Genomic DNA, 20,913 nt, shown 5'->3' on the forward strand with positions numbered 1-20,913 from the left:
GCAGCGTCGATTATCGGGATGCCTGTGCAAGGTGCCGTCAGCTCGATGTAAAGGCGGTGTAAAGCCCTGAGCCACGTTCTTTACGGCTGTGGATAACTGCGCGGCGTATACACCCACTCGCCGTCGTCGCCACGGGGGAAGCGCCGGGTCTGGCTGGAGCCGATGATCACCAGGGTGCGCATGTCGACCATCTCCGCCGTCAGCTCGCCGAGGCTGAGTACCCGCAGCGCCTCGGCCGGGCGGCCGATATCGCGGCCGAGCACCACCACGGTATCGGGCGTGCGATGCATGCGGACGATTTCCAGGGCGCGGCCAAGCTGCCAGGGGCGGGCCTTGGAAATCGGGTTGTAGAAGGCCATGGCCAGATCGGCGGCACCCGCGTGGTCGAGGCGGTTTTCGATCACCGACCAGGGCTTGAGGTTGTCCGACAGGGAGATCAGGCAGAAGTCATGGCCCAGCGGCGCGCCGGCCTTGGCGGCAGTGGCCAGGGCCGCGGAGACGCCGGGCAGAATCTGCAGCTCGACGGCATGCCAGTCGGCGGGCGCCTCGGCCTCTTGCAGGGCTTCCAGCACCGCCGCCGCCATGGCGAACACGCCGGGGTCGCCGGAGGAGATCACCACCACGCGGCGACCGCCGGCGGCCAGCTCGAAGGCGTGGCGGGCGCGTTGCAGCTCCTCGCGGTTGTCGCTGCTATGGCGAACCTGTTCCGGGCGTAGCGGCTCGGCCATCTTCACGTAGGTTTCGTAGCCGAGCAGGTCTTCGGCTTCATCCAGGGCGCGGCGTACCGCGGGGGTCATATGTTCGGCCGCGCCGGGGCCCAGGCCGATCACGCTCAGCCGCCCCCGTGGACGGCCGATGGCTCGGGCGGCTTCAGGCGACGCGGCCTGCAGCAGTTGCAGGTTTTCGCTGCGCTGCAGTTGCGGCGGCAGAGCATCCTCAGCGCCGATAAAACGGAGCGGCACGGCAAGATCGCTGGCGACCTGGGCCAGGTGCTTGTCGGTCATCAGCGTTGGCGGCGCGAGCAGGGCAGCGAGGGATTTCTGCGCCAGGCCGGCCTGTTCGAACGCCTGGCCGATTCGCGCGGCGAGATCGTCCGCGCTGTCGACCAGGGCCAGCAGCGTACGTGGATGAATCAGCAGTTCGTCCGGCCGCGCTGGGCGTTGCAAGGGGGTGATATGCAGGGTGCGCCCGGCATTCTCGGCCATCGGCAGCTTGCTCCGATCCAGCCAGGGTGCGTCACCCTCGATGCCCAGGCGCTCACCGCCGAGCAGGTCGGAGACGAAGCGTTTGCCCTGTTCGATATCGGCCAGCACGTAGCCGCTCGGCGGGTCGAGCAGGCAGGTGCCGAAGCGCAGTTCGCCGCTGGTGGTGATCGCCGCGCTGACCTGCAGCGCAGTGGCCATCTCCCGGGCCATGCGGTTGACCCCAGCGAGGCCGCCGAGCAGCGGCACCACCGCGCTGCCGTCCTCGGCCACCGCCAGCACCGGCGGCTCGGCGCCCTTGCTGGCGAGCAGCGGCGCCAGGCTGCGGATGACGATGCCGGCGGCGCACAGGGCGATGATCGGCGCGTTGCTGCGGTACAGGCTGCGCAGGGTGTCGCCGAAGTCGTCATAGGCCTGATCGGCTTCGACCCGTCCACTCAGGCCGTGGATCACTGCCTGTGGATAAAGCGCCTGGATGCGCCGGGCGGTGGCCAGCGCGGAGGGGCCGAGAATGACGATGGCAGGGGAAACAGTCATGGCGATTCCAGATTCAACGTGCAGGAGAGGGCGCGGCTCAGCCACGCCACTGTTCGCCCGGCACCACGATCATCGAAAAATACGGCGAGGCCATCGGCTCGACTTCGTCGAGCGGCACGATGCGCTGGTTGGCCATGGTCGCGCGCTCCACGTAATGGGCGCGGTCGTGCAGGCCGAGGTCCTGCAGCACGCGGCGCACCTTCTCGAAGTTGCGGCCGAGCTTCATCACCACGGCAGCTTCGGCGCCCTGCAGGCGCTCGCGCAGCTCGTCCTCGGGCAGCACGCCGGAGAGCACCGACAGGCTCTGGTTGCGGTACACCAGTGGCACGCCGAGCACCGCGGCGCTGCCGAGCATCGAGCAGACGCCGGGAATCACCTCGGCCTCGTAGCGCTCGGCCAGGCGGTCGTGCAGGTACATGTAGGAGCCGTAGAAGAACGGGTCGCCCTCGCAGATCACCGCCACGTCGCGGCCGGCGTCCAGGTGCTCGGCGATCTGCACCGCGCAGGTGTCGTAGAAGTCGCTGATCACGCCTTCGTAGGTCAGCGGCGGCTCGAGCTTCTCGGTGGTCACCGGGTAGACCAGCGGCAGGCGCTGCTGGGCTTCATCCAGATGGGCCTCGATGATGCCGAAGGCATTGCCGCCCTGGCCGACGTTGGCCTTGGCCTTGGCCACGAAATAGCCGACCACGGGCGCCGCTTTCAGCAAGCGCAGGGCCTTGAGGGTGATCAGCTCCGGGTCGCCCGGGCCTACGCCCAGGCCGAGCAGGCGACCTTTGCCGGGGCGGCCCATGCCGGGGCGGTCCATACCGGTCATCACTCGACCTCCGTGGCCAGGGCGTTGATCGCTGCCGCGGCCATGGCACTGCCGCCGCGGCGGCCCTGGACGATCACGTAGGGCACGGCATGCTCGGCGTAGGTGGCGGCGAGCAGGTCCTTGGATTCGGCGGCGCCGACGAAACCGACCGGGAAGCCGAGGATCAGCGCCGGCTTGGGCGCACCTGCGGCGAGCATGTCGAGCAGGTAGAACAGCGCCGTCGGCGCATTGCCGATCACCACCACCGAGCCTTGCAGGTGCTCGCGCCAGTGTTCCAGGGCCACCGCCGAGCGGGTGTTGCCGAGCTGCTTGGCCAGCTCCGGTACGCCGGCATCGTTGAGGGTACAGATCACCGGGTTGGCGGCCTGCAGCCGTGCACGGGTCACGCCTTCGGCGACCATGCGTGCGTCGCAGAGAATCGCCGCGCCCCTGGCCAGCGCTTCACGCCCGGCCGCGCCGGCACCCGGTGAGAAGCGCAGATCCTGCACCACATCGACCATGCCGCAGGCGTGGATGACCCGCACCGCGAGCTTCTCCAGGTCAGCCGGAATGCCGCTCAGGTCGGCCTCGGCGCGGATGATGGCGAAGGAATTGCGATAGATCTCCTGACCATCGCGGATGTAATCGGTCATCGGGTGAAACTCCGGGTAGCGGTGAGCGAGGCCAGCAATTCGGCGGCCTCGTCAGGTGTCAGGTGGTGGCCCAGCAAGTGGCCGAAGCCGCTGCCGGGGGGCTGGCGGGCGAACAGGTCGTAACGACCCTCGGCCACCGCCAGCAAGGTGAAGGGCGCGCGATGGGCGGCGGCGCAGGAGCGGCTGCAGCCGGTGAGGTGAATGCCCGGCTGCTCGTTGCCAGCAGGGAGCAGTTCGGCCAGGCGCAGGGCATCGGCCTTGGTGTCGGCCAGGCCCTTGGCGCAACCGCTGGCGCCGGTGCAGGCGATGATGCGGGCCAACGGCGTGCTGGCATCGGCCAGCAGGCCCAGCCCATGCAGGCTGTGGATAACCCCATCGGCAGCCGCCTCGGCAACATTGGGCAGCAGCACGCTCTGCCAGGGCGTCAGGCGCAGGGCGCCATCGCCATGACGGCGGGCGAGATCCGCCAGGCCGAGCAGTTGCTCGGCCTCCAGCCGACCGAGCACGGTGGCGGCGCCGATATGCACGAGCCCCGGCTGGCGCTGCTTGTGGATACCGAGATGGGCATTGGCTTGCGCCGGGTTGCGGCGCCAGTCGCCTGCCGGCAGCAGTGCGTCTCCCAGCCGAGCCTGCAGACGCTGCAGCAGCTCGGCAGGCGAATGGATTTCCAGCAAATGGCGCATGCGTGTCTGCTCGGGCGCAGCCAGCTCCAGAAACAGGTCGAGCAGGGCGATCACCAGCTTATGAGCCAGGGCTTGGGGCACCACCGCCAGTGCGGGTGCATCTTCTGCCGTGACCGGCGGGCAACCGGCCAGGCCGAAGGCATAGCCGATGCCGTCATCGAGGGGCAGGGCGCTGAGCCAGATATCGTGGGGGTGTTCGAGCATCGCCAGGCGTTCGCCGCCGTCGAGCAGCAGAGCGAACTTCGGCGACAGGGCATGCAGGCGCGGCGTGTTTTCCAGGGTGGCCAGCAGCTCGGCGGCCAGCGGCGAGATATCCACAGGCGCCAGCGGATCGACGCCGGCGGCCGGGCTGACCATCAGGTTGCGCACGTCATCGGCGCCGGGCGTGCTGGGGCCGAGGCCTGCATCCAGCAGCTCGCCGATCAGTGCATCTTCATTGCCCGCGCAAATCCCGCGAATCTGCAGATTGCCGCGGTTGGTGGCTTCGATCACCCCGCCAGCATGTTGCTGCGCGGCCCTGGCAATGCGCTCGGCCTGCTCGGCTTCGAGGCGCCCACCGGGCAGCTTGATGCGGCAGATACCGCCATCCTTCGCCTGCACGATACGCAGCAACCCCGGACAGGCCGAGGGGCGAACAGCAGGGGTTGGAATGCGAAAAGCCTGTTTCAACGGATCACCGGAGTCGGGTCACATGGGCATCCGTTCGAGGATAGGCCAGGGAAGGGTCAGCTTCTCTCACCGGGACACCCCGCCCGGTGTGGGCACATGCGACTGAATCGGTCGGCAGGTCTCCTGGCTCGCAGGTCATGGCGCGTGGCCGGCCTTCCCGGTTTCCCAGTGGCGATTGGCGCAGGCGCTCGCTGCAACAGTTGCGGGGGCAGCCACGGCGGAAAACCTGCCCAATATCTGCTGCGCGTCGGCCCTGCCGCGTTAGAAACCGTCTCGGAATGCTCATGTACAGAAGTACACTCCGCTTCCTCGCCAATTTCTGCCTTGCAGGGCTCTAGCTCGCTAGATATTGAACAGGTTTTCTCGTGTTCCCTCTTAGGCCGCATTGGCTCACATGTAGCCGCTGGGCACCGACAGAAGCGCTATTATGCCCGCTTTGCCCGCCGGGATGAAAAGCCGCGTCGTCGGATCGCACAGTGGCATGGCCGCGATGTGGTGATATCGATCGCCGTAAAGATGGCTTTCTTAGGAGGGGTCGGTGGCGATCCGCTTTAGAATCTGTTCGCGATCTTTCACCCCAGGCTCGCTGATTTTGGCGGCTAAGTGGCGGAAGCGGCCGCTCTCCTATCCATTGTGGGAGCGCGCCATGCGCGCGAAAAATCGCGGGCATGGACTGGGCGTCCCCGCCCGCTCCCACAAATACTGCGCCGATGGCTGCCATTGCCTTTGAACACCCAATCACTGTTGGCTGCCAATGATGAGGACTAAGAAATGACCCCCTGGCTGACCGTCGTGGGCATCGGTGAAGACGGCTACCCCGGCCTCGGCAAGGCGGCGCGGCATGCGTTGCTGGCGGCCGAGCGAGTGGTCGGCAGCGAGCGCCAGCTGGCGCTGTTGCCCCCTTGCATCCGGGCCACGCGCCTCCAGTGGCCGAAGCCGTTCTCCCTGGCGGCGGTGCTCGAAGAGCGCGGCACGCCGGTGTGCGTGCTGGCCAGCGGCGACCCGATGTTGTTTGGCGTCGGCGCCAGCCTGGCCCGCGAGCTGGCGCCAGGCGAGCTGCGCATTCTGCCGGCGCCGTCGTCCGCTTCCCTGGCGGCGGCGCGCCTGGGCTGGCCGCTGCAGGGAACCACGCTGGTGTCCCTGGTTGCCAGGCCGCTGGCGGCGTTGCAGGCGCAGATCCACCCCGGCATGCGTCTGCTGGTGCTGAGCAACGATGGCGACAGCCCCGCCGCCATCGCCGAACTGCTCCGTGAGCGTGGCTTCGGCCCCAGCCGGCTGAGCGTCTTCGAGCACCTGGGTGGCGAGCGCGAGCGGCGTATCGATGGCCTGGCCGAAGGCTGGTCGCTGGAGCGCGCAGCGGATCTCAACCTGGTGGCCATCGAGTGCCTCGCTGGCGCTGACGCCAAGCGCCTGCCGCTGACGCCCGGCCTGCCGGATGACGCCTACCGCCACGATGGCCAACTGACCAAGCGCGACGTACGGGCGATTACCCTGTCGCGCCTGGCGCCATCGCCCGGCGAGCTGCTCTGGGACGTCGGCGCCGGTTGCGGCTCCATCGGCATCGAGTGGATGCGCGCGAATGCCAGCTGCCGCGCCATCGCCATCGAGGCCGACGAAGGGCGCCAGGCCCATATCGCCCATAACCGTGATGCCCTGGGCGTACCGGGCCTGCAACTGGTGGCCGGACGGGCGCCCGAGGCGCTGGAAGGGTTGGCGGCGCCGGATGCGGTCTTTATCGGCGGCGGCGTCACCCTGCCGGGCGTGCTGCAAGGTTGCTGGCAGGCGCTCAAGCCCGGCGGCCGCCTGGTGGCCAATGCGGTGACCCTGCAGAGCGAGGCGGCGCTGATCGCCTTTCGCGGCGAACGGGGCGGCGAGCTGACCCGCATCGAGGTCGCCCAGGCCAAACCGCTCGGCGGCTTCGATACCTGGCGCGGCGCCCTGCCGATCACCTTGCTAGAAGTCCACAAGCCGCGATGAAGCGCATCCTCTTGCTCGGCGGCATCGGCGAAGCGCTGGCTCTCGCCCGCCGCCTCGGCGCCGAACATATCTACAGCCTGGCCGGGCTGGGCAAGGTGCCGGAGGATCTGACCTGCCAGATGCGCGTTGGCGGCTTCGGCGGCGCCGAGGGGTTGGCCGACTTTATCCACAGGGAGGGCATCGAGTTGCTGGTCGACGCCACCCATCCCTACGCGGCGCAGATCAGCCGCAACGCGGCACGCGCCGCCGCACAGGCCGGCATCCCCTGCTGGGCGCTGCGGCGGCCGGGCTGGATGGCATCGGCCGGCGATGACTGGCGCGAGGTGTTCGACTGGCCGTCATTGATCGCCGCCTTGGCTCCATTCCAGCGGCCGCTGTTCACCCTGGGCCGCGAGCCGCTTGAGCACTTGCACGAGATTCCTGCCCATCAGCACTGGACGGTACGTTGCCTGCAAGGCCAGCCGGCGGGCGAGCGCGCCGAAGTGATCGGTGCCCGCGGGCCGTTCAGCCTCGAGGACGAACGTGCGCTGTTCGCGCGGCTGAATTGCGATGTGCTGGTCAGCAAGAACAGCGGCAGCGCCGCTACCGAGCACAAGCTGCAGATCGCCCGCGAGCGGGGTGTGCCGGTGCTGGTGTTGCAGCGGCCTTCATTGCCCGCAGTGGATCGCGAGTTCAGCGAGGCCGAAGCGCTCTGGCAGGCGTTGCAGGTAGCCAACCCGTAGCCCCGCGGTAGAGCGCAGCGCAATCCGGGGAGTGCTCTCGAGGCGTGCACCAATCCAAAGGTCAACCTGGGTATCGCTGCGCTCGACCCAGGCTACGAACTGACCACGCTGTTAAACTGCCGCACTTTTTGCGGAGCCCGACCATGACTGCCACGTCTTACGCCCAGGTATTGTTCGCCGGCCCTGATCTGCGCGTTGGTTCCTTCGCCGAGCTGTTTCGTGCCCGCCTGGTCGAACTGCGCGGCGCGGCGGCGTTGGTCGATATCGTCGACACCGGCGCCGGCTACGACAGCCTCTGGCAGCGCGTAGGCGAGGGCAGCGGTACGCTGCTGGTGATCGACCTGGAGCCGCAAAGCAGCAGCCAGCATGTCGACTGGTTGCGCAGCGAGCTGGCCGGCAAGACCGACCCCGAGCGGGTATTCGTCACCAGCCTGTTTGGCCAGCTGGATGCCAATGCGGGTGGCGCCGCCTGCGCGCTGATCGAGCGGCCTGAGTTGCACCTGGGCTGCGTCGAGGTGCCGGCGCTACCCGGCAGCCACGCCTGGTCGAAGATTCCTGCCCACCAGTACCGCGTGCTGCTGTGCAATGGCCCGCGCTGTACCCGCCGTGGTGCACTGCCGCTGTGGAAAAAGCTGCGTGAGCAGGTCAAGGCGGCCGGCAAACTGGAGTGCGAGGGCGGCGTGCATATCACCCGCACGCAGTGCCAGTTCCCCTGTGATCAGGGGCCGACCCTGACGGTTTATCCACAGGGCCATTGGTATCAGGTGCGCAGCGAAGAAGACGTGATCCGCCTGGTCGACGAGCAACTGGTCGCCGGCCGTGCGGTGCCCGAGTTGATGATGTCGCGGCCCTGAGCGGTATTGCCCGGAGCCTGGGTTGAGCGCAGCGATACCCGGGTCGCCCATCCTGAACCTGTTGCCCCGGGTTACGCCTGCGGCTAACCCGGGCCATGGCCGCTGGCATTGGCTACTCGCCCTGCGCGCATTTCGGGCTAACATGCGGGCATCATAAGAATTCGAGTCATGCATGACCGCCCTGTTTCTGCGCTATCGCACCGTCGCCATCGTGCTGCTGGTCATCTTTGGCCTGGCCGTCAGCCTGTGGCTGGCCAGCCGCTACGCCGAGCGGCGTGCCTGGGAGGATCGCAGCAACGAAGCCCATGGCCAGCTGCAGCTCTACGCGCAGTCCATCCAGACCCTGGTCGACCGCTTCCGCTCGGTGCCGCAGCTGTTGTCGATGGACGGCGACATCCAGGCCTTGCTGCACGCGCCGGATGACCCGCAGCTGCGCGACAAGCTCAATCGCCGTTTCGAACTGCTCAACACCGCCGCGGGCGCCAGTGTTCTTTACCTGATCGACCGTAATGGCCAGACCCTGGCGGCCAGCAACTGGAACGAGTGGAGCAGCTTCGTCGGCAGCAACTACGGGTTCCGCCCCTATTTCCAGGATGCTCTGCACCGCACCGCCGGCCGCTACTTCGCGGTGGGGGTGACCACCGGCGTGCCTGGCTACTTTCTCTCCCACGCGGTGTATGACGACAACGGCGCGGTGATCGGCGTACTGGTGGTCAAGCTCGAGCTGGAGGAGCTGCAGCGCGAGTGGGTCGGCCAGCCCGGCGTGCTGCTGGTCGCCGACAGCTACGGGGTGGTGATTCTCAGCAGTCGCCCGGCCTGGCGTTTCCTGGCCCTGGAAGAACTCGACGAACTCGATCACGCCGAGCTGGTGGAGGTGCGCAAGTACGCCGAGCGCCCGCTGGAGGTGCTCTCCAAGGCGCCGGGCCCGTACTTCGAAGGCAACGCCGACTGGATGAATATCGACGGCCCGGATGGCCCGCAAAGCTATCTCTGGCAGCGCCAGGAACTGGCCAGCGAAGCCTGGACGCTGCACCTGTTGATCGAGGAAAGCAGCCTTGGTGACACCGCGCGCAGCTACCGCCTGGCCGCCGCCGGCGTGTGGCTGACACTGGTGTTCCTGGTGCTGTTTCTGCTGCAGCGGCGCAAGAACCAGCGTCTGCAGGCGAGCATCCGCGAGAACCTCGAGCGCGAGGTGACGCTGCGTACCGCCGAGCTCCGTGAGGCCCAGGAGGGCCTGGTGCATGCGGCGAAGATGGCCGCCCTGGGGCAGATGTCGGCGGCCATGGCCCATGAGATCAACCAGCCGCTGACCGCCATCCAGATGCACCTGGGCAGCCTCGGCCTGCTGCTCGACAACGGCCGCGAAGCCGACGTGCGCGCCGGCCTGACGCGTATCGACGGCCTGCTGCAGCGTATGGCCAGCCTTACTGGGCACCTGAAAACCTTTGCTCGCAAGAGCCCCGCCGGGCTCAACGAGCGGCTGCTGCTCAGCGAGGTGCTGGAACAGGCGCTGCTGCTGCTGGCGCCGCGGCTGCGCAGCGAGCAGGTCGAACTGCACCGTGACGTGCGCAAAGAGGCGCGGGTCTCCGGCGATGCCATCCGTCTCGAACAGGTGATACTCAACCTGCTCAACAACGCCCTGGATGCCATGGTCGACCGCCCGCAGCGAAGCCTGGGCGTGCTGATCGAGCTGCAGGGTGACAGCTGTGTGCTGCAGGTCAGCGATACCGGTGGCGGCATTGCCGAAGAGCACCTGGGCAACGTCTTCGAACCGTTCTTCACCACCAAACCGGTGGGCGAGGGGTTGGGCCTGGGCCTGGCGATTTCCTACGGCATCGTGCGCGATCTGGGCGGCAGCCTGGAGGCACGCAATGGCCCGGAGGGGGCGATTTTCGCGATGCGGCTGCCGCGTGCCGGCTGAGCTGGCGGGCTTGGCATTTCGTGTAACGACCCGGCAGGTACCGCTGGAGTAGCCGGCGCTACACTGCGCGATCTAATAATAAGGAGGTTTTCATGGGCGCTCAGGTAATCGTCGTCGACGATGAAGAGGCAATCCGCGAGGCGGCGCAGCAATGGCTGGAGCTGTCCGGCTTCAGTGTGCAGACCTGCGCCAATGCCGGCCAGGCGCTGGCCCTGGTCAACGCCGACTTTCCCGGCGTGCTGATCAGCGATGTGCGCATGCCCGGTACCGATGGCCTGCAACTGCTCGACAAGGTGGTTGCCTGCGACCGTGACCTGCCGGTGATCATGATCACCGGCCATGGCGACGTGCCGATGGCCGTGCAGGCGCTCAAGCAGGGCGCCTATGACTTCATCGAAAAACCCTTCACCCCGGATCGTCTGCTCGACATCGTGCGCCGGGCCTTGGAAAAGCGCCGTCTGATCTGCGAGAACCGCGCCCTGCGCCAGCAGTTCGCCCTCAAGGATGGCATCGCCGCGCAGCTGCTCGGCGTGTCGCGGCCCATGGAGCGGCTGCGCCGGCAGATTCTCGACCTCGCTGGCACCTCGGTGAACGTGCTGATCCGCGGCGAGACCGGTTCCGGCAAGGAGCGCGTGGCGCGCTGCCTGCACGACTTCAGCGAGCGCGCCGACAAGCCCTTCGTGGCGCTCAACTGTGCGGCGATTCCCGAGCACCTGTTCGAGAGCGAGCTGTTCGGCCATGAGAGTGGCGCCTTTACCGGCGCCCAGAGCAAGCGTATCGGCCGCATCGAACACGCCGACGGCGGCACGCTGTTTCTCGACGAGGTGGAAAGCCTGCCACTGGCGCAGCAGGTCAAGCTGCTGCGCGTGCTGCAGGAAAAGACCCTGGAACGGCTGGGTTCCAACCGCAGCATCCGGGTGGACCTGCGGGTGATCAGTGCGGTGAAGCCGGACCTGCTCGACGAAGTGAAGGCCGGGCGCTTCCGCGAGGATCTGCTCTATCGGCTGAATGTCGCCACCCTGCAGATTCCGCCGCTGCGCGAGCGCCGCGAAGACATTTCCCTGCTGTTCGAGCACTTCGCCGAAGAGGCCGCCCAGCGCCACGGCCGCACCCTGGAGCCGCTGACGCCTGCCGAGCTGGCCAGGCTGCTCGGCCATGAATGGCCGGGCAACGTGCGCGAGCTGATCAACGCCGCCGAGCGCCATGCCCTGGGCCTCGGTGATACCGCCGCCGAGGAGGGCAGCCAGTCCCTGGCCGGACAGATGGAAGCTTTCGAGGCGCAGTGCCTGCACAACGCGTTGCTGCACTGCCGTGGCAGCATTCTGCAGACCATGGAGCTGCTGCAGCTGCCGCGCCGCACCCTCAACGAAAAGATGCAGCGCCATGGGCTGCAGCGCAGCACCTATCGGCCTGCGGGTAGCAGTGACGAGGATTGAGCCGCGACTAAGGGCGGTCTGCTTGGCTGGTGGGCTGAAGCCCACCCTACGGTTTGACGGCGGCCTTTTTAGGTCATTCAAACGATTACTCGGCAGCTGCCATTGGCCTGTTTTTGTGGGAGCCGGTGGGGACGCCTAGTCCATGCCCGCGATTCGCGCGCATGGCGCGCTCCCACAGGTAGTGCGTGCACATCATCTCCGCTCCACTCGCATAAGCGGAATACTGCCGATTGCCGCTCGCGCAATAGGCGACCTTTCGCTGCTTTCTCTCTGGTCATCAACCCGCAACGGCTCTGGCTCGCGGCTTTTTATCGCTGGCACGGCGCCTGCTAAGGCTGCTGGTACCCGGACATCCAGAACCGGCTCTCTGACAAGAATAATCACGGAGATACACCATGCGACTGACCAAGCGCGTCACCCTGTTCGCCGCGGCGGCGGCCTTCACTGCCAGCACCGCGGTACTTGCCGCACCGACCTTTATCAACGTGCTTACCGGCGGCACCAGCGGGGTGTATTACCCGATTGGCGTGGCCATGTCGCAGCTGTATGGCAGCGGCATCGAGGGTGCGAAAACCTCGGTACAGGCCACCAAGGCCTCGGTGGAGAACCTCAACCTGCTGCAGTCCGGCCGTGGCGAGATCGCCTTTGCCCTGGGCGACTCGGTCGAGGACGCCTGGAACGGTGTCGAAGATGCCGGCTTCAAGGCGCCACTGACGCGCATTCGCGCCATCGCCGCCACCTACCCGAACTACATCCAGATCGTCGCGAGCAAAGAGTCCGGGATCAAGACCCTGGAAGACCTCAAGGGCAAGCGCATCTCCGTGGGCGCGCCGAAATCCGGCACCGAGCTGAATGCTCGCGCCATCTTCAAGGCCGCTGGTCTGAGCTACAAGGACATGGGCCGCGTCGAGTTCATGCCGTACGCCGAGTCGGTCGAGCTGATCAAGAACCGCCAGCTGGACGCCACCCTGCAGTCGTCCGGCCTGGGCATGGCGGCCATCCGCGACCTGGCGTCGATGGTGCCGATCACCTTCGTCGCCATCCCCGAAGAGGTCGTGGCGAAGATCGACAGCCAGGCCTACCAGGCCAGGGTCATCCCGGCCGGCACCTACGACGGCCAGGACCAGGACGTACCGACCGCTGCCATCGTCAACCTGCTGGTCAGCCACGAGAAGGTCTCCGATGAGGTGGCCTATCAGATGACCAAGCTGCTCTACGACAACCTTCCCCGTCTGCGTACCGCGCACTCCGCGGCCAATGACATCAAGCTGGAAACCGCCACCGAAGGCCTGCCGATTCCGCTGCACCCGGGGGCCGAGCGCTTCTACAAGGAAGCCGGCGTACTCAAGTAACACGCAGGCACAGCGGGCAGCGGTACGCGCTGTCCGCGCCCTGTCGGGTCGGCGCTTGGCCATGCACCTAGGCAGTGGCGCGCCGTTATTGCAGCTGCATCGAGAATCTATCCATGAGCGATCATCCAGGTCTGACCGGCAACCCCAGTCAGTGGCCCAAGGCCGTGTTCTACGTCGCGATCCTGTTTTCGGTCTACCAGATCATCGGGGCCGCCTTCCATCCGTTCTCCAGCCAGGTGCTGCGCGCCGGGCACGTCGGTTTCGTGTTGCTGATGGTCTATCTGTGCTTCCCCATGCGTGGCCAGGGCCGGCCATGGATGCCGCTGGCCTGGGTGCTGGGCCTGGCGGGATTGGGCACGGCGCTTTACCAGTGGTACTTCGAGGCGGACCTGGTCCAGCGTTCGGGCGACCTCACCTCCTCTGACATGGTGGTGGGCGTGGCCTTGCTGGTGCTGGTATTCGAGGCGTCGCGCCGGGTCATGGGCCTGGCCCTGCCGGTCATCTGCGGCTGCTTCCTGGCCTATGGTCTGTTCGGCGAGCACCTGCCGGGCGACCTGGCGCACCGTGGTTATGACTTCGACCAGATCATCAACCAGCTGTCGTTCGGCACCGAAGGGTTCTACGGCACGCCGACCTATGTGTCGGGCACCTATATCTTCCTGTTCATCCTGTTTGGCGCCTTTCTCGAACAGGCGGGGATGATCAGGCTGTTCACCGATTTCGCCATGGGCATGTTCGGTCACAAGACCGGTGGCCCGGCCAAGGTCTCGGTGGTGACCTCGGCGCTGATGGGTACCATCACCGGTTCGGGCGTGGCCAACGTGGTCACCACCGGCCAGTTCACCATCCCGCTGATGAAGCGCTTCGGCTACAAGGGCACCTTCGCCGCGGCGGTGGAAGCCTCGGCCAGCATGGGCAGCCAGATCATGCCGCCGATCATGGGCGCCGTGGCGTTCATCATGGCCGAGACCATCAACGTGCCGTACGTGGAGATCGCCAAGGCGGCGCTGATCCCGGCCCTGCTGTGGTTCGGCTCGATCTTCTGGACCGTGCACCTGGAGGCCCAGCGCCTGAAGCTGACCGGCCTGCCGAAAGAGGAATGCCCGGACCCGTTCGCGGCCATCAAGCAGCGCTGGTACCTGCTGATCCCGCTGGGCGTGCTGGTGTACCTGCTGTTCGCCGGCTTCACCCCGATGTTCTCCGGCACCGTGGGTCTGGCCCTGACCGCCATCGTGATTCTCGGCACGGCGATCGTCATGCGTGCCAGCAACCTGTGGTTGAAGATCGCCTTCTGGATCGCCCTGGGGCTGGTCAGCTCCGCCTTCCTCAAGTTCGGCATCGGCGTTGTGTTCGGGGTGATCGCGGTGCTGGTCGCCGGCTGCTTCTACGTCAAGGGCGGGCGGGAAACCCTGCGCGCCTGCGTGTGGGCCCTGGCCGACGGCGCGCGCCATGCGATCCCGGTGGCGGTGGCATGCATCCTGGTGGGGGTGATCATCGGTGTGGTGTCGCTGACCGGCATCGCCACCACCTTCGCCGGTTACATCATGGCCATCGGCAAGGACAACCTGTTCCTGTCGCTGGTACTGACCATGCTCACCTGCCTGGTCCTCGGCATGGGTATTCCGACCATTCCCAACTACATCATCACCAGCGCCATCGCCGCGCCGGCGTTGCTGGAACTGGGCGTGCCGCTGATCGTCTCGCACATGTTCGTCTTCTACTTCGGCCTGATGGCCGACCTGACGCCGCCGGTGGCGCTGGCCTGCTTCGCAGCGGGGTCGATCGCCAAGGAGAACGGTTTGAAGATCAGCCTGTGGTCGGTGCGCATCGCCGCGTGCGGCTTCGTGGTGCCGTTCATGGCGGTGTACGACCCGGCGCTGCTGATGCAGGGCGACGACTGGGGCGCGATCCTCTACATGCTGATCAAGTCGGTGTTTGCCGTCGGCTTGTGGGGCATGGCGGTGGTCGGCTATTTCTCGGCGCCGATGCGTGCGTGGGAGCGGCTGCTGGTGTTCGCTGCCGGTGCTTCGCTGGTGATTCCGGCCTCGGTGTTCAGCTACGACCTGCTCGGGCTGTACAGCGTGACCACTGACGAAATCGGCTTCCTGATCGCCGCCGTGGTGATCGCCCTGCATGTGCTGCGCGCCCGTCGCCAGCCGGCCATGGCGGCCGCTTGATCGGCCTTTGCCTGGGCCTGGCGGGGACGGTATGGGCGACGCTACCCGTGCCGTCCTTCACCCTGGCCTGGAACCACAGCATCGAGAAGATCCGCTGGGAGGAGGACTACCGCGTCACCCCGGCCGGGCTGCTGCTCGGCGAGGCGCGGGTACGCGGCAGCGGCGCCGGCATGGAGATTCCGGATGACGCCGAACGGCGTGATGGCGCCTGGCATTACCAGCGCCAGCTGCCGCCCCTGCAGCCGCTACGTCTCGGGCGCACGCCCGAGGCGGGTGACTATCAGCTGTGCGATGCCGAGGGTTGCAAGCCTTTCAGCGAGTGGCTCGGGCCACCGAAGGCGAGTCAGCCGGTGGTGGAGTTGTGGAGCTGTGAGCTGACTGATCCTTGATCCTGCTGAAAAATGCAGCCATGACCTAATCCTGTGGGAGCGGGCCATGCCTGCGATTTTCGCGGGCATGAACTAGGCGTCCCCGCCCGCTCCCACAGACTGACTACTTGAACTGCCGCACTGCTCACTGCCCCCGGCGCATCTCGCTCAACTCCGCCCGCAAGGCCTTCAACTCCTCAAGGATCATCTCCTCGCGCCGTACCCGCGCCTCGGCTTCAGGGTCAGGCCCCTGGGCATCCTCCATGGCGTTGACCAGCACCGCGATAAACAGGTTGAGCATCATGAAGGTGGCGATCAGCACATAGGGGATGAAGAACAGCCAGGCCAGCGGGTAGACCTCCATGATCGGCCGCACCGTGCCGCTCGACCAGCTGTCCAGGGTCATCATCTGGAACAGCGAATACAGGCTGGCGGTCAGGCTGCCGAACCACTCGGGAAAGCGCTCGCCGAACAGCTGGGTGGCCATCACCGCCGACACGTAGAAGATCAGCCCCATCAGCATGATGATGCTGCCCATGCCCGGCAGCGAAGCCAGCAGCGCCTGCACCACCTTGCGCATGTTCGGGTTGATCGACACCAGGCGCAGCACCCGCAATACGCGCAAGGCGCGCAGCACGCTGAACGGCCCGCTGGCCGGCACCAGGGCGATGCCCACCACGATGCAATCGAACACCGCCCACGGGTCGCGCAGCAGGCCAATGCCCCGGGCCGCGAAACGCAGCGCCAACTCGACCACGAACACCGCCAGGATGAACCTATCCACAGGCAACAGCAGCCAGCCCCACTCGGCGACGATCTCTTTGGAGGTCAGCATGCCGAGGATCGCCGCGTTGATCAGGATCAGCACGGTGATCAGGCGCTGCACGGGCTTGCCATCCATGACCTCGGCCAGTTTCAGGCGCCAGGGGGTGCTCGAAGAGGGTAGGGGGGCGTTCATGGTGGGCGTCAGTCGATGTCCGGTTGGGTAGGAGGCTGACGATTCTAAGGTGTCCGGCTGACGGTGATCAGGCGGCAGAGGGGCTGCAGCGGGAGTTTCGGGTTACCCATTGTTTCAGCCGGCCAACCCTGGGCCGGTGTCGTCGGGAAGATCCGTGGGCACCCGCCAGGCTCCTGGGTGCGAAGCGTCAGGCCGGACGGCTGGTGAACACCTTGAACAGATCGACCTCGCCGCGTACCGGCGGGGCCAGGCGCAAACGCTGTTCGATATTCAGCAGGTGGTCCTCCATGCACCGCGTCGCCTGTTGAACATCGCCGTCGAGCAGCGCTGCAGCCAGGGCCTCGTGCTCGTTGTGCGAGCACTGCACGCCGTCGTGCCGCTCGTACAGGGCGATGATCAGCGAGCTACGGGCAATCAGGCCTTCGAGCATTTCGCCCAGCGTGCTGTTGCCGGCGATACGCGCCAGCAAGCGATGAAAGTCGCCCGACAGGCGGATGAACTCGGGTTTGGCCGGCTCATGACCGAGAGCCAGTTCAGCCTGCAGGTGCGCTTCGATGGCGCGCCGGTCAGCGGCCTGCATGCGCCTGCAGGCTTCCTCGATCAGCGCCTTTTCGATCACCCGGCGAGCGGCGAACACTTCGCGGGCCTGTTGCGGCGTGGGTTCTTCGACGAAGGCGCCGCGGTTCATCTCCAGGCGCACCAGCTTGAGGTGGGCCAGGTCGCGCAACGCACTGCGGATGTGATTGCGGTTGGCCTGGAACACCTCGACGAGGTTGAGTTCGGTCAGGCGGGTGCCAGGCGGCAGACGCTGCTCGACGATGGCATCGTAGATCGCGTCATAGATGCGTTGCACTTCACGGATGACGTGACTGGCCATGGACGATGCTCGTTTGCGTGGGAAGCCGGGGGTGGCTGGAAATTGCTGGCAGTGTAATTGTTAACAATGCTATCGCAAAGTAGCTGCTTATCGGCGTCTGGTGCACAACCTTGTCGCACTGTTCCAAGGCTGTGCACCAGGAACGCATTCTTCAGGCTGTTTGCGGACATCCGGCGTATACCTGGGCGGGCCGTGGAAAGCTGCGGGTTATCAGTGGTTTACCCCCTTGTACCTAAGGGCTGACCGCATCGATGACCGTCAAGCGGATGCCTGGCACAGTGATTGCTAACAATAAAAATAAAATGTTTAGCAATTTAGGCGGCAGCCATGTCTGGAAAAGGTCAGGTCGAATTGGTGGCGGTGCACAAGGCCTACGGTGCGCGTGTGGCTGTCACCGATCTGCATCTGAGGATTCCCAGTGGCAGCTATTGCTGCCTGCTCGGCCCCAGCGGCTGCGGCAAGAGCACCACCTTGCGCATGCTGGCCGGCCACGAAGCGGTGAGCGACGGCGACATCCTCATGGATAACCGCAACGTCACCGATTTTTCGCCGGCCCAGCGCGGTACGGCGATGATGTTCCAGAACTACGCGCTGTTCCCGCACATGAGCTGCCTGGATAACGTCGCCTTCGGCCTGCGCATCGCCGGCATGCCCAGGGCCGAGCGCCACGCCAGAGCCCGCGAGCTGCTGGCGCTGGTCAATATGCAGGACTATGCCGACAGCTACCCCGAGCAGCTTTCCGGCGGCCAGCAGCAGCGCGTGGCACTGGCCCGGGCCTTGATTACCCAGCCGGACGTGGTGCTGCTCGACGAGCCACTGTCGGCCCTCGACCCGTTCTTGCGGATTCGCATGCGCAAGGAACTCAAGGCGATCCAGAAGCAGCTGGGGCTGACCTTCATCCACGTCACCCATTCCCAGGAAGAAGCCTTCGCCCTGGCCGACCTGGCGGTGGTGATGGACGGCGGCAGGATCCAGCAGGTCGCCCCGCCGCGGCAATTGTTCGAGCACCCGGCCACGTCCTTCGTCGCCCAGTTCATCGGTGGCCACAGCCTGATGCGCGGTGAGCTGGGTGGCCGCGAGGGTGATCGCGTGATGCTCAGCGTCGAGGGCACGGGGCAGGGCAGCCTGAGCCTGGCGCAACTGGGCGCCCAGCATGCTGCCGCCGCCGCGGGTACGCCACTGGCCTTCTCGGTACGCTGCGACCACCTGGACATCCTGCCGCCCGGCAGCGCGCCGCCGGCCGGGCAGTTTGCCCTGCCGGCGCGGGTCTGCGATGTCGAGTTCCAGGGCGCCTTCATCTATGTCGAATGCCTGACCGCCAGCGCTACGCCGCTGATGGTTTATCTGGCCGACCGCCAGCGTCAGGTGCCTGAAATAGGTGCCGAGGTCACCCTGACCTGGGACGCCGCGCACCTCAACCTGTTCTCCCCGCAACACGCCAACCCCACCGAGGAGGTTCACCGATGAGCGAGCACGACGACAGCACCCCGCAATGCCCCGCCGAAGCCCCGCAGGTGGAGTCCGCCAAGGGATTGTCCAGGCGCAGCCTGATCAAGGGCCTGGGGGTGGCCTCGGCGGTGGCCGTGGGTTCCGGCGCGATCAGCGGTTTTCCGATGATCTGGGCGCAGAACATCAAGAACGTCACCCTGCGCCAGTTCGGCACCGGGGTCTCCAACCTCAACGACATCGCCATGAAGGCCAAGGAAGACCTGGGCATCACCCTGCAGCTCACCGCCCTGGATTCCGACGCGGTGGCGCAGCGGGCGGTGACCCAGCCGCGCTCCTTCGACATTGCCGACATCGAGTACTGGATCGGCAAGAAGGTCTATCCATCCGGCACCATGCAGGCCATGGATACCAGGCGGCTGAAGAACTTCGACAAGATTTCCCGGCTGTTCATCGACGGCAAGCTGACCCCGGAATCGACCATCGCCCAGGGCACCGCGCCGCATACCGTGGGCTTCGTCGAAAGCGCCGATTCGCTGAAATTCGCCAGCGAACCGACCCGCTGGATGACCCTGGTGCCGACCATCTACAACGCCGACACCCTGGGCATACGCCCGGACCTGGTGGGCCGGCCGATCACCCATTGGCGCGACATCCTGGACCCGGCCTTCAAGGGCAAGACCTCGATCCTCAACATCCCGTCCATCGGCATCATGGATGCGGCGATGATCTGCGAGTCCATGGGCGAGATCCGTTACGGCGACAAGGGCAACATGACCCGCGCGGAGATCGACAAGACCATCGCCATCCTCATGCAGGCCAAGAAGGACGGCCAGTTCCGTGCCTTCTGGAAGAGCTTCGACGAGTCGGTGAACCTGATGGCCTCCGGTGAGGTGGTGATCCAGTCCATGTGGTCGCCGGCCGTGGCCGCGGTGCGCAGCCGCGGGGTGCCCTGCACCTACCAGCCGCTCGAAGAGGGTTACCGCGCCTGGGGCGGCGGTATCGGCCTGGCCAAGCACCTCAGCGGGCTGGAACTGGATGCCGCCTATGAATACATCGACTGGTACCTGTCGGGCTGGGTCGGGGCCTATCTGAACCGCCAGGGCTACTACAGCGCCGCGCCGGAGACCTCCAGGCAGTACATGAGCGCCGATGAGTGGGGCTTCTGGATGGAGGGCAAGGCTGCCCAGAGCGACATTCTCAGCCCCGACGGCAAGGTCATGGAGAAGGCCGGTGCGGTGCGTGATGGCGGCTCCTATGAGCAGCGCATGGGCAGCGTGGCCTGCTGGAACTCGGTGATGGACGAGAACCGCCACATGATCCGCAAGTGGAACGAATTCATCGTTTCCTGAACCGGCCGTAGCGGTGGATGACCTCGTTTCCTCCACCGCTGCGCCTGCGACACCCTACTTTTCCGCAGCCTGGATTCGATATGCGCACCGGACTCGCCAACCTCAGCCACCTGCAGGCCATGCCGCTGGCGCTGACCCTGCTGCTGTTCCTGGTCTTTCCCATCACGGTGATCGTGGTGGTGAGCTTCTGGGACTACGACTCCTACCAGCTGATCCCGGACTTCATCTTTGATAACTACCGCTACCTGCTGTCCTCGCCGACCACCCTGCAGGCCTACCTGAATACCTTCAAGTACGCCCTGCTGACCTGGCTGATCACCCTGCTGCTGGGCTTTACCGTGGCCTATTACCTGGCCTTCCACATCCGCAGCAACAAGGTGCAGACCTTGCTGTTCCTGCTGTGCACCATCCCGTTCTTCACCTCCAACATCATCCGCATGATTTCCTGGATTCCGCTGCTGGGGCGCAATGGCCTGGTCAACGGCAGCCTGCTCGGCGCCGGGCTGATCGACCAGCCGCTGGAGTTTCTGCTGTACAGCGACTTTTCCATCGTGCTGGCCTACGTGCACCTGTACACCCTGTTCATGGTGGTACCGATCTTCAACACCATGATGCGCATCGACCGCCGCCTGCTCGAGGCGGCGCGGGATGCCGGGGCGCAGACCTGGCAGATCCTCGCGCTGGTGATCGTGCCGCTGTGCAAGTCGGGCATCCTCATCGGCAGCATCTTCGTGCTGACCCTGGTGATGGGCGATTTCGTCACCGTGCGCATCATGGGCGGCGGCCTACATGCCTCGGTCGGCGTGCTGATCCACAACGAGATCAGCCTGCTGCAGTACCCGGCGGCAGCGGCCAGTGCCGTGGTGCTGCTGGCCACGGTGCTGCTGATGCTGGTGGTGATGTTCCGCCTGGTGGATATCCGCAAGGAGCTATGAC

At 66.1% G+C, this 20,913-nt stretch carries 17 protein-coding genes and 1 riboswitch; of the genes, 11 read left to right on the forward strand and 6 right to left on the reverse strand.

Annotated features, from left to right (window positions below):
* Window positions 1-80: 80 nt before the first annotated feature.
* From cobJ to cobG, 4 genes are read right to left on the reverse strand one after another with little or no spacing between them, the layout of a single operon-like run.
* Complete coding sequence (gene cobJ, locus K8U54_RS10230) at window positions 81-1,739, reverse strand: precorrin-3B C(17)-methyltransferase (RefSeq protein ID WP_249910020.1); 1,659 nt, start codon at window positions 1,737-1,739, stop codon at window positions 81-83.
* Window positions 1,740-1,776: 37 nt separating this feature from the next.
* Window positions 1,777-2,529, reverse strand: coding sequence for a precorrin-2 C(20)-methyltransferase (locus K8U54_RS10235; protein ID WP_249910428.1), 753 nt, complete (start codon window positions 2,527-2,529; stop codon window positions 1,777-1,779).
* A gap of 23 nt (window positions 2,530-2,552) precedes the next feature.
* Window positions 2,553-3,185, reverse strand: a complete 633-nt coding sequence (locus K8U54_RS10240; protein WP_249910021.1) for a precorrin-8X methylmutase — start codon at window positions 3,183-3,185, stop codon at window positions 2,553-2,555.
* The gene (cobG, locus tag K8U54_RS10245) at window positions 3,182-4,537 is read right to left on the reverse strand and encodes a precorrin-3B synthase (protein ID WP_249910022.1); all 1,356 of its coding nucleotides are present in this window, start codon (window positions 4,535-4,537) and stop codon (window positions 3,182-3,184) included. Before cobG ends, K8U54_RS10240 begins: the two co-directional genes overlap by 4 nt.
* 96 nt (window positions 4,538-4,633) lie before the next feature.
* Window positions 4,634-4,967: riboswitch (cobalamin riboswitch) on the reverse strand.
* A gap of 341 nt (window positions 4,968-5,308) precedes the next feature.
* Between cobG and cbiE the strand changes: the two genes are divergently transcribed.
* The 8 genes from cbiE (at window position 5,309) to K8U54_RS10285 (ending at window position 15,365) form a co-directional block, all read left to right on the forward strand.
* Window positions 5,309-6,514 (forward strand): precorrin-6y C5,15-methyltransferase (decarboxylating) subunit CbiE, encoded by a 1,206-nt coding sequence (gene cbiE / locus K8U54_RS10250; protein ID WP_249910023.1) that lies wholly within the window; start codon window positions 5,309-5,311, stop codon window positions 6,512-6,514.
* Entirely contained in the window at window positions 6,511-7,236 is a 726-nt protein-coding gene (locus tag K8U54_RS10255; protein ID WP_249910024.1) for a cobalt-precorrin-6A reductase, read from the forward strand. Before cbiE ends, K8U54_RS10255 begins: the two co-directional genes overlap by 4 nt.
* A gap of 143 nt (window positions 7,237-7,379) precedes the next feature.
* On the forward strand, window positions 7,380-8,090 hold the full coding sequence (locus K8U54_RS10260; RefSeq protein ID WP_249910025.1) for a (2Fe-2S) ferredoxin domain-containing protein: 711 nt from the start codon (window positions 7,380-7,382) through the stop codon (window positions 8,088-8,090).
* A 172-nt stretch (window positions 8,091-8,262) separates the two neighbouring features.
* Window positions 8,263-10,011, forward strand: a complete 1,749-nt coding sequence (locus tag K8U54_RS10265; RefSeq protein WP_249910026.1) for a sensor histidine kinase — start codon at window positions 8,263-8,265, stop codon at window positions 10,009-10,011.
* A 92-nt stretch (window positions 10,012-10,103) separates the two neighbouring features.
* Window positions 10,104-11,447 (forward strand): sigma-54-dependent transcriptional regulator, encoded by a 1,344-nt coding sequence (locus K8U54_RS10270; protein ID WP_249910027.1) that lies wholly within the window; start codon window positions 10,104-10,106, stop codon window positions 11,445-11,447.
* A 395-nt stretch (window positions 11,448-11,842) separates the two neighbouring features.
* Window positions 11,843-12,799 carry a TAXI family TRAP transporter solute-binding subunit gene (locus K8U54_RS10275; RefSeq protein ID WP_249910028.1) on the forward strand — a complete coding sequence of 319 codons (957 nt, stop codon included), beginning with the start codon at window positions 11,843-11,845 and terminating at the stop codon, window positions 12,797-12,799.
* A 113-nt stretch (window positions 12,800-12,912) separates the two neighbouring features.
* Window positions 12,913-14,976 (forward strand): TRAP transporter permease, encoded by a 2,064-nt coding sequence (locus K8U54_RS10280; protein ID WP_249910029.1) that lies wholly within the window; start codon window positions 12,913-12,915, stop codon window positions 14,974-14,976.
* Window positions 14,973-15,365 carry a DUF1850 domain-containing protein gene (locus K8U54_RS10285; RefSeq protein WP_249910030.1) on the forward strand — a complete coding sequence of 131 codons (393 nt, stop codon included), beginning with the start codon at window positions 14,973-14,975 and terminating at the stop codon, window positions 15,363-15,365. Before K8U54_RS10280 ends, K8U54_RS10285 begins: the two co-directional genes overlap by 4 nt.
* Before the next feature lie 124 nt (window positions 15,366-15,489).
* Here K8U54_RS10285 and K8U54_RS10290 read toward each other — a convergent pair whose 3' ends face one another.
* Window positions 15,490-16,302 carry an ion transporter gene (locus K8U54_RS10290; RefSeq protein ID WP_249910031.1) on the reverse strand — a complete coding sequence of 271 codons (813 nt, stop codon included), beginning with the start codon at window positions 16,300-16,302 and terminating at the stop codon, window positions 15,490-15,492.
* 187 nt (window positions 16,303-16,489) lie between these two features.
* Window positions 16,490-17,179, reverse strand: a complete 690-nt coding sequence (locus tag K8U54_RS10295) for a GntR family transcriptional regulator (protein WP_249910032.1) — start codon at window positions 17,177-17,179, stop codon at window positions 16,490-16,492.
* Window positions 17,180-17,506: 327 nt separating this feature from the next.
* Here K8U54_RS10295 and K8U54_RS10300 point away from each other — a divergent pair, with 327 nt between their 5' ends.
* The 3 genes from K8U54_RS10300 to K8U54_RS10310 all read left to right on the forward strand — a co-directional run bounded on the left by K8U54_RS10300 (window position 17,507) and on the right by K8U54_RS10310 (window position 20,912).
* Complete coding sequence (locus K8U54_RS10300; RefSeq protein ID WP_249910033.1) at window positions 17,507-18,646, forward strand: ABC transporter ATP-binding protein; 1,140 nt, start codon at window positions 17,507-17,509, stop codon at window positions 18,644-18,646.
* Window positions 18,643-19,977, forward strand: coding sequence for an ABC transporter substrate-binding protein (locus K8U54_RS10305; protein ID WP_249910034.1), 1,335 nt, complete (start codon window positions 18,643-18,645; stop codon window positions 19,975-19,977). The genes K8U54_RS10300 and K8U54_RS10305 overlap by 4 nt, the downstream gene beginning before the upstream one ends.
* A gap of 119 nt (window positions 19,978-20,096) precedes the next feature.
* Window positions 20,097-20,912, forward strand: a complete 816-nt coding sequence (locus K8U54_RS10310) for an ABC transporter permease (RefSeq protein ID WP_434060021.1) — start codon at window positions 20,097-20,099, stop codon at window positions 20,910-20,912.
* Window position 20,913 lies beyond the last annotated feature (1 nt).

The sequence above is a fragment of the Pseudomonas fulva genome (genome assembly GCF_023517795.1).
Lineage (GTDB): Bacteria > Pseudomonadota > Gammaproteobacteria > Pseudomonadales > Pseudomonadaceae > Aquipseudomonas > Aquipseudomonas fulva_D.